Genomic DNA, 7,189 nt, shown 5'->3' with positions numbered 1-7,189 from the left:
AGACAAGTTTTGAACATATTTTCTTTTACACGATGCTCTTCGCATTAGGGTTTTATACCTTGCAAGCGCTTCATTATTACAGCCCGTACTTCTCGATTTTCGCAGTTATTGCATATGGGCTCGGTATCTCGGTAAGCGCAGATTTCGTGTGCGAGAGGCTAAAAAGCACACGCGCATCGTTCATGGGCAGGAACCTCCTAACAGCGATCGGCGCAGTTGCAGCGATTGTTGTTATGGTGTTTACGATTAAAGACACGCCGCCCACAGCATCTAACGCCAACCTGGCAGGTCTGGCCCAATATATGAGAACTTCCACGGATGTGCCGGGGGATTTTTACGATTACGCCAAGAAACCAAGCTATAGCGTTATGTGTAGTTGGGCCGATGCCTGTAAGCTTCAGTACTTGAGCCAGAGGGCTATGGTCTCTTCGGCGAACCAGGAGATCGGCATCAAGGGCATCATCGCCTCTGAACGGTTTTATCAGGCGACAAGCGAGGATGAAGCGCTTGCCATGCTAAGAAGCCTCGACGTTAAATATGTGGTGGCGGGTGGTCGGCTTACGGTATGGCATGGCGATATTTCTAAGATAGGCATATCGGGGGCAAACCCGGATAAAACGGTGAGGGTACTAAAAGGCGACGAATTGCCCGCCAACAAAGTGGGGCAACTCATGGCGGCCAGGATGGTATGGAGTAGCGCGCGCCTGGCATCATCTGGAGTAACATCCCCCTTGCACCATTTTAGGCTGCTTTATATAAGCTACTATGATTCAGAAAAACCTCCGCTCCTGCTATATGAAATAGTTAAAGGCGCCCGCGTAGTTGTTAAAGCTAAGCCTAATAGCCCGGTTGCTATCAGCACAAATATTAGCTTTAATACGAGGCGTTTTACTGCCTGGCATGATTCAGGGACAACCAATGAACACGGCGTATTCTCTACAATCGTCCCCTCGTCTTCGTCCCTCGTCTTTCAACTAAACCGCTAAGCTGCCTCGGGACGAGCACCGGCAACCTTAATTAACCCCAGGGATCGCAGTATCGTTGCCGTATCAACATACGTCGTATGATTGACGATCTTTCCATTGCTGACTCTAAAAACAAGGCAGGAATCAAAATCAATTTTGTTGCCGGTAGGCTCATAATCCAGAAAACGCCCCTCATGCGTTCCGGTTTCATTAAATTCAAGGATAGCGATATTGCCATCAACATGAAGATTATTAATCTTCATCTGAGCGTCGGGAAATCCATCGGTAAGGTCTTCTAACCTGGCCTGGATGTATTCCCATCCTTTAAGAGCTTTTTTGACCGGCCCCTGATATAGGATGGCATCTTGAGCATACATGGATTTCAAGCGGTCTATATCTCTGGCATTCCATACATCAACCCATTGCTCGATCATCGTGTAGATATCGCTCTTTTTCATAAATCCCCCTTCCAAGGCTTTAAGCATTTTATCACATAGCGAGGCAAATTTTCGGTGGAAGTTGACCGTGTTCTTCATAGATTTCGTGTTCCTAATCATCTGTAATTCTATAATCAAAACGCAAGCTTAAGTTTTGTTGCGATTGAATTCAATTTCTTGTCAAATGTCCAGATGGGAGTTTTTGTTAAGAGCGTCGATGCAAGCAAATGCACGTCTATATACCCTAAACCTACGCCCATAAGACGATAATTTTCGATAAAACGCATTACTTCATCATGTTTTGCTTGCGTTGCCTTAGGAAGTGCATTGAGAAGCGACAGAATTTCTGCTCTATTCTTAATATTTCCGCAAGCAAGTTCACCAATAATAAACTTATGACAAATGACCTCACTGTTGTTCAGCAATATCTCAAGGTCAGAATTTCCCTGGCGCAAATGCGCTACCCAAACTGAAGTGTCAACTAAAACCATTTTATTTGCTCGCTAATCGTCTGCGCGGTACCATATTTAAGTTTTTTTCAGTCCCACCTAACTTTGCGAGCCTTTTGCTGCTTTCCCTCGCAATTAATGCTTCTAGTCCCAGTTTGACTAAGGACGTTTTTTCCTTAATGCCGGTTATTTCTTCTGCTTTTGCCAGTAGTTCATCATCAATGTTTAGTGTAGTTCTCATAACCCTGCTCCTAGTATTCATAATAATATGCATCATTATGCATCTTATAGATGCATACATCAAGTAGATTTATTTATGAAATTACTCTGAGTTGCAAAACAACACCAAGCAGATTAAGAAGTTAGAATCCTGGGAGGGTTCAAAATTTCGGCTAAAGAATCTTGGCTGTCCTAAGTGGACGGTATTTGTCCGGTTGAAAACAACAAGTTTATCCGGCAGCTACCCTTGGGATAAGTTTCAAGAACGCCAGGCCGATGTTTTTGCGGCTTACCTTTTGATGCCAAGGATGAATAATTCTAGTGTTCAGGAGATTGTAAATAGATTCTCGGTAACGGAAAAGTTCGCGAATTTTCGCTTAAAGCTTTTGGAAGCGTTTAAACAATAGAGAGAAACGAAGAACAGCAAGATTGTTCATTTTTGTAAGAATCCTGTTGATTAAAGTCGATTATGAGGTAAAATAATATCAGTATTACTAAGTATTAACACATGGAGGTGATTATGGTGGGTAGAACAACAAAAGTTTTATCCTTTTCCCTCTCTCCCGAGATGGCGGAAGAAATTGAAGTTTTAGCAAAAAAAGAGCGCCGCTCAAAGAGCGAACTTTTGCGTGAAATGGTTCATGTCTATAAAGAGCGCCAGGCCGAAGAGGAATGGCAGGATTTATTTGCGTTTGGAGAAAAGACAGCAAAACGCTTTGGCATCAAAAACGAGGATGAGCTGTTCAAGATTCTTAACGGGACCGCATAATGCTAAGAGTAGTCTTTGATTCCAACGTCTACATATCGGCGCTTCTTTTTGATGGCCCTCCCAGGCAGATTTTAGCGCTGGCTGAGAAGCATAAGGTCATTTTGATTACATCCAATGACATCATCAATGAAACGGCTAGCAAGCTTCGAGAGAAGTTTTCCTGGCCTGAACATAAAATTCAGCAATTCGTGCGGCAAACAAGCAGATTAGCCGAGCTCTATAACCCAAAGGTAAAGCTTTCAGTTGTGAAGGACGAACCTGATAACCGATTGCTTGAATGTGCTGTTGCCGGGAACGCGCACATAATTATATCCGGTGATAATCACCTTTTAAGGCTTAAAGCATATGAAAATATCCCTATTCAAAAGCCAAAATATCTAACATATCTTATGGAGCAAAAGGACTAAAGATATGAACGCCTTTTACGCTTTACAAAAAAGAGCAAGAACGAATTGCCAAAGAGATAGCTGACGCTGAAGACAAGCTAGCAAACCTTGACGCAAAGGATTCTAGAGCCGAGAAAGTTTTTTTGACCAGGTCGTGTTGTTTTATCTTCGAGTTCGAATAAGACGTTTGGCTGGGGCGGAAGGATTCGAACCTTCGAATGCGGGTGCCAAAGACCCGTGCCTTACCGCTTGGCTACGCCCCACTATTTTTATTATCGTCGGTCGTTAAGTCTGAGTTCTGCATCATAAAAATAATAGCTACGCCGGTAGCTATCGCTTTTATGGATGGTTCTCGCGATTTGCAGGCCAAGTCGACTTCGCTTGGTGCTTCGCGCGATGAAAAATATATCATAATGGGCGGGAAATGTCCACCTAAGGGCGGGCGGTGGCCGACAAAATTAAGGAGGCCGATTGGCTCGGCCTCCGTCGGTTTTAATCCTTTAACGTCCCAGTCTCAATCTTTAATTAGCCGCACCAGTTGTTACTTGTGCCTCGCGGTTGCTGTCCATGGACTCGAGGGCCAAGACCAGCTGCAGGGCTTTGGCTGCGACCATGACCTGGCCGTCGTCCGGCTCTTTTGTGGTGACGAATTTCTGCAACGTCTGGCCGCCGAAAAGCATGATCTTGGTCAAGATGAACTTGGGCCATCTCATCAACTGGCGGAACAGCTCGAGCGACATCGTCAGCGCAAATATCGAGTACACCCCGGAGAACACCAGATTGACGTTGCTTTCCGGCGATGGAAAGTAGAGCGATGTCAGGACCATGATGATGAACACGAGGTTCGTGCCGCACCTCGGATGTATCCTGGAACAGCTCTGGATCTGTGCCGCATCGTTCAGGTCTTTATCCTGCTCGAATGCGTTAACAGCCTTGTGCTCAGCGCCGTGATATGTCCAAATCCTGCCCGTCATCCCCTTACTGATCGTCCAGAGTGCTATCGTCAGGTAGAAAAACTGAGACAGAGCGTTCACCAGTAAGCTCGACCCGACATATGCCCTGACCACCATCGAAAGGGGTAGTGTAATGGCGATGTAGATTCCTACCCAGAGAAGCAGACGGCGGTTTGCGGCCGCCGGGTTTTTCCGGTAGGTCTGGAAGCCGAACTTTACCATCTCGATGAACGAAACCACCGATCGGATAAAGAACACGTTCCAGCGCGGATGGTGGTCGAGCCACGAGGTAACCGAGCCAAACTCTGATGAGCCGTCCTCTCTTACAAGTGCCCAGTATTTTTTTGTCCTCATTAAAACGCCATCGCCAAACGCCTGGCCGCCGACCCTTATATTACTCAATAATCTCACCTATCGTTTAAAAAAAACACGCTGTTCTCAAGTATAGCTGCATATCCGGACACCGACAAGATGCAATGGGTCGCCCGGCAGGCAGGCCATATGGGCCCGTATCAGCTATTTTTATGAAAAAATATCTCTAAGCTTAAGTTTGCCGGAGCGTATTTAGTCGCATAACAATAATAGGGCGGGTTATCTGCAATAAACGGCGATCTTCGCGAACGTTCACGACACGTGGTTAAGCATCAGGAATTAAGGATTAGCTTCTACTATGGAAAAGAAAAACTCAAGACAACAATCACATAAGAGACCGAGCCCGACGGATCTCACCGTCGCGTACGAGTTTGAGCGAGACGACACCACGCTCACCGTGCGCCTGGCCGGTGAAGCCGACCTGTCGGGAAGCTCAAAACTCAGGCGCGCGTTATCGCGGAGGCTCAATGGGGTCGACAAAGTGGTCTTCGATTTAAGCGAACTCGAGTTTGCCGATAGCTACTTTCTGAGGCTTCTCATCGTGCTGAGAAAACGCCTGGGCGGGGTGTCGTCGGTTAAAGTTGAAAACGCACATCCCAACATACGAAGAATCTTCGAAATTACCGGGCTTGATAAGCTCTTTATGCAGGACGAATAGCACATACATCCTCTCGATGCCTGCTTGCCGGCCGAGCTACCCCACCCCTAAGTAACAACTGATTGAAGAATTATTTAAAAATCTCTTCGTTACTAGGTTTAGAAGGATTATTTTCGGGAAAAAATACGGCGGAACCATAAAACTAAATTAACTATTGGCAATACCCAACCAGACATAGAAAGGATTGATCCAGAGATGAAAGGTTCTATCGTTCGCGGCATATCATTCAGCGGCAACAACGGAAAAACTTTAGAAGAAGTCCTCGCTGGACCAAAACGCGTCACGGAGTTGGCGTTTTGTCAGCGCTGTGGATGCAGGTTGTCCCTCTATAGAGAACCTGAAGATTCATTGTGTTGCAGCTGCCAGAGGGCATTAAACCCGATGTTTCATAGACAAACGGCGTAATTCTGCACCGCGTAATTGAATTAGGATAAACTTAAGATTAGGATACTTTATCCCATACCTTTAACGAGGAAGTTTACGCGCTCGGCGATGGTAACGCAGTGGTCTGCAATCCGCTCAAGGTAGCGGCCGACAAAGGCCGATTTTATGGCGCAACTGATTTCGTGGTCGCCGCCGTAATCAAAAAGCTTCCCGAAAAGCTCTATATACATGTCGTCTATCTTGTCGTCCTGATCTTCCACGCTCTCGGCGAGACTTACGTCGTATTTCGTAAACGCTTGCAGGGCGTCATCGATCATGAGTGAGACGGCATTACCCATCCTGGTTAGGACATCCGAGGCCACCAAGGGCTTGCCTTCGTTTACCGCCGGAGAGGCTTTAGCGATGTTTAGTGCCAAATCTCCCATTCGCTCGAGGTCACTGATGATCCTGATACTGCAGGCTATAAGCCGTAGATCACGTGCTACGGGCTGCTGGGTGGCGAGCATCATAAAGCAATTGGTCTCGATTTCATTGAATATCTGATCGACTTTATCATCACCGACAATTACCTTAGTTACGAGGGACGGGTCGGTATCGGTAATCGTCACGATAGCGCCCTTGACCGCGTCCTCGACGAGACATCCCATCTGTAACACTGATTTATGTAAGACTTCTAGCTCCTCGTGAAAGGTTCTTCTCACTGCCCAAGTACTCCCTTTTAGCCAAAGCGTCCCGTAATATAGTCCTCCGTTTTTTTATTTGTAGGACGGGTGAATATGGTGGACGTGTCGCCGAATTCAACAAGCTTGCCCGGTGCGCCGGTCTCTTCAACCAGGAAAAAGGCCGTATAATCGGAAACGCGCGCAGCCTGTTGCATGTTATGGGTTACCATCACAATTGTGTAATCTAATTTCAGGGTATCGATAAGATCTTCAATCTTTTGCGTTGATATTGGGTCGAGGGCCGAGCATGGCTCGTCCATAAGAAGAAGCTCGGGCTTAATTGTGAGCGCCCTTGCGATGCAGAGGCGCTGCTGCTGCCCGCCCGAGAGCTGAAACGCCGATTTATGCAGCGTTGTTTTTACCTCGTCCCAAAGCGCCGCTTTCTTGAGGCTTTCCTCAACGATATCATCAAGCTGGTTTTTTCTCTTCGTGCCGTGTATTTTCGGGCCGAGCGCCAGGTTTTCATAAATGCTTTTCGGAAACGGGTTCGGCTTCTGGAACACCATGCCGACGCGCTTGCGAAGCTGCACCGGGTCGGTGCCGTTTTTGTAAATATCGATGCCGTCGATGAGCACTTCGCCCTCTACGCGGGTGCTCATCGTTATCTCGTTCGTCCTGTTTATGATACGAAGAACCGTCGATTTACCGCAACCGGACGGGCCGATGAACGCCGTCACCCGATTTTTCGGCAGTTTAAACGACACGTTATCAATTGCTTTAAACGAGCCATAGAAAAACGAAACGTTTTTAAACTCGACTTTGGTTTTTTCTTGCATATTCTTGGTCACCCTCGCGCATGCTCTACTACTCCGACATCTGCGCGCCTAAATTATGACTCATTATCAGTTATTTCTACATTGATTTCAACATTGTAA

At 46.6% G+C, this 7,189-nt stretch carries 10 protein-coding genes and 1 tRNA gene; 4 read left to right on the top strand and 7 right to left on the bottom strand.

Annotated elements, in window-relative coordinates:
- A partial coding sequence (locus COY37_RS06005; protein WP_286976735.1) for a hypothetical protein occupies positions 1-986 on the top strand: 986 nt, incomplete at its 5' end.
- On the opposite strand, the gene COY37_RS06000 is transcribed toward COY37_RS06005, so the two are convergent.
- Genes COY37_RS06000 through COY37_RS05990 form a run of 3 tightly spaced genes read right to left on the bottom strand, consistent with a single transcriptional unit; the run spans position 983 to position 2,092 of the window.
- On the bottom strand, positions 983-1,501 hold the full coding sequence (locus COY37_RS06000; RefSeq protein ID WP_286678983.1) for an ester cyclase: 519 nt from the start codon (positions 1,499-1,501) through the stop codon (positions 983-985). The genes COY37_RS06005 and COY37_RS06000 overlap by 4 nt on opposite strands.
- 35 nt (positions 1,502-1,536) lie before the next feature.
- Positions 1,537-1,893, bottom strand: coding sequence for a type II toxin-antitoxin system VapC family toxin (locus COY37_RS05995; RefSeq protein WP_286678982.1), 357 nt, complete (start codon positions 1,891-1,893; stop codon positions 1,537-1,539).
- Position 1,894: 1 nt separating this feature from the next.
- Positions 1,895-2,092, bottom strand: coding sequence for a type II toxin-antitoxin system VapB family antitoxin (locus COY37_RS05990; protein WP_286678981.1), 198 nt, complete (start codon positions 2,090-2,092; stop codon positions 1,895-1,897).
- A gap of 498 nt (positions 2,093-2,590) precedes the next feature.
- On the opposite strand from COY37_RS05990, the gene COY37_RS05985 reads away from it, so the two are divergent.
- Both COY37_RS05985 and COY37_RS05980 read left to right on the top strand, forming a co-directional pair.
- The gene (locus tag COY37_RS05985; RefSeq protein ID WP_286678979.1) at positions 2,591-2,839 is read left to right on the top strand and encodes a ribbon-helix-helix domain-containing protein; all 249 of its coding nucleotides are present in this window, start codon (positions 2,591-2,593) and stop codon (positions 2,837-2,839) included.
- Positions 2,839-3,246, top strand: coding sequence for a putative toxin-antitoxin system toxin component, PIN family (locus COY37_RS05980; RefSeq protein ID WP_286678978.1), 408 nt, complete (start codon positions 2,839-2,841; stop codon positions 3,244-3,246). Before COY37_RS05985 ends, COY37_RS05980 begins: the two co-directional genes overlap by 1 nt.
- 167 nt (positions 3,247-3,413) lie before the next feature.
- Here COY37_RS05980 and COY37_RS05975 read toward each other — a convergent pair.
- Together COY37_RS05975 and COY37_RS05970 are read right to left on the bottom strand one after the other, a co-directional pair.
- Positions 3,414-3,488, bottom strand: a tRNA-Gln gene (locus COY37_RS05975).
- A 258-nt stretch (positions 3,489-3,746) separates the two neighbouring features.
- Complete coding sequence (locus tag COY37_RS05970) at positions 3,747-4,580, bottom strand: DUF1385 domain-containing protein (protein ID WP_286678977.1); 834 nt, start codon at positions 4,578-4,580, stop codon at positions 3,747-3,749.
- A 268-nt stretch (positions 4,581-4,848) separates the two neighbouring features.
- Between COY37_RS05970 and COY37_RS05965 the strand changes: the two genes are divergently transcribed.
- Positions 4,849-5,208 carry an STAS domain-containing protein gene (locus COY37_RS05965; protein WP_286678976.1) on the top strand — a complete coding sequence of 120 codons (360 nt, stop codon included), beginning with the start codon at positions 4,849-4,851 and terminating at the stop codon, positions 5,206-5,208.
- Between the two features lie 452 nt (positions 5,209-5,660).
- Here the strand turns inward: COY37_RS05965 and phoU are convergent, their stop codons facing one another.
- Together phoU and pstB are read right to left on the bottom strand one after the other, a co-directional pair.
- Complete coding sequence (gene phoU / locus COY37_RS05960; protein WP_286678975.1) at positions 5,661-6,293, bottom strand: phosphate signaling complex protein PhoU; 633 nt, start codon at positions 6,291-6,293, stop codon at positions 5,661-5,663.
- Between the two features lie 17 nt (positions 6,294-6,310).
- Entirely contained in the window at positions 6,311-7,090 is a 780-nt protein-coding gene (pstB, locus tag COY37_RS05955; protein ID WP_286678974.1) for a phosphate ABC transporter ATP-binding protein PstB, read from the bottom strand.
- Positions 7,091-7,189 lie beyond the last annotated feature (99 nt).

The organism is Candidatus Aquicultor secundus (genome assembly GCF_002791875.1).
GTDB classification, from domain to species: domain Bacteria; phylum Actinomycetota; class Aquicultoria; order Aquicultorales; family Aquicultoraceae; genus Aquicultor_A; species Aquicultor_A secundus.
This window is presented reverse-complemented; position numbering and strand designations above follow the sequence as displayed.

What these genes read in the sequence shown, in the direction of transcription:
- COY37_RS06000 (WP_286678983.1), bottom strand. Translation starts at nt 1,501, where the DNA reads ATGAAGAACACGGTCAACTTCCACCGAAAATTTGCCTCGCTATGTGAT.
- COY37_RS05995 (WP_286678982.1), bottom strand. Translation starts at nt 1,893, where the DNA reads ATGGTTTTAGTTGACACTTCAGTTTGGGTAGCGCATTTGCGCCAGGGA.
- COY37_RS05990 (WP_286678981.1), bottom strand. Translation starts at nt 2,092, where the DNA reads ATGAGAACTACACTAAACATTGATGATGAACTACTGGCAAAAGCAGAA.
- COY37_RS05985 (WP_286678979.1), top strand. Translation starts at nt 2,591, where the DNA reads ATGGTGGGTAGAACAACAAAAGTTTTATCCTTTTCCCTCTCTCCCGAG.
- COY37_RS05980 (WP_286678978.1), top strand. Translation starts at nt 2,839, where the DNA reads ATGCTAAGAGTAGTCTTTGATTCCAACGTCTACATATCGGCGCTTCTT.
- COY37_RS05965 (WP_286678976.1), top strand. Translation starts at nt 4,849, where the DNA reads ATGGAAAAGAAAAACTCAAGACAACAATCACATAAGAGACCGAGCCCG.
- pstB (WP_286678974.1), bottom strand. Translation starts at nt 7,090, where the DNA reads ATGCAAGAAAAAACCAAAGTCGAGTTTAAAAACGTTTCGTTTTTCTAT.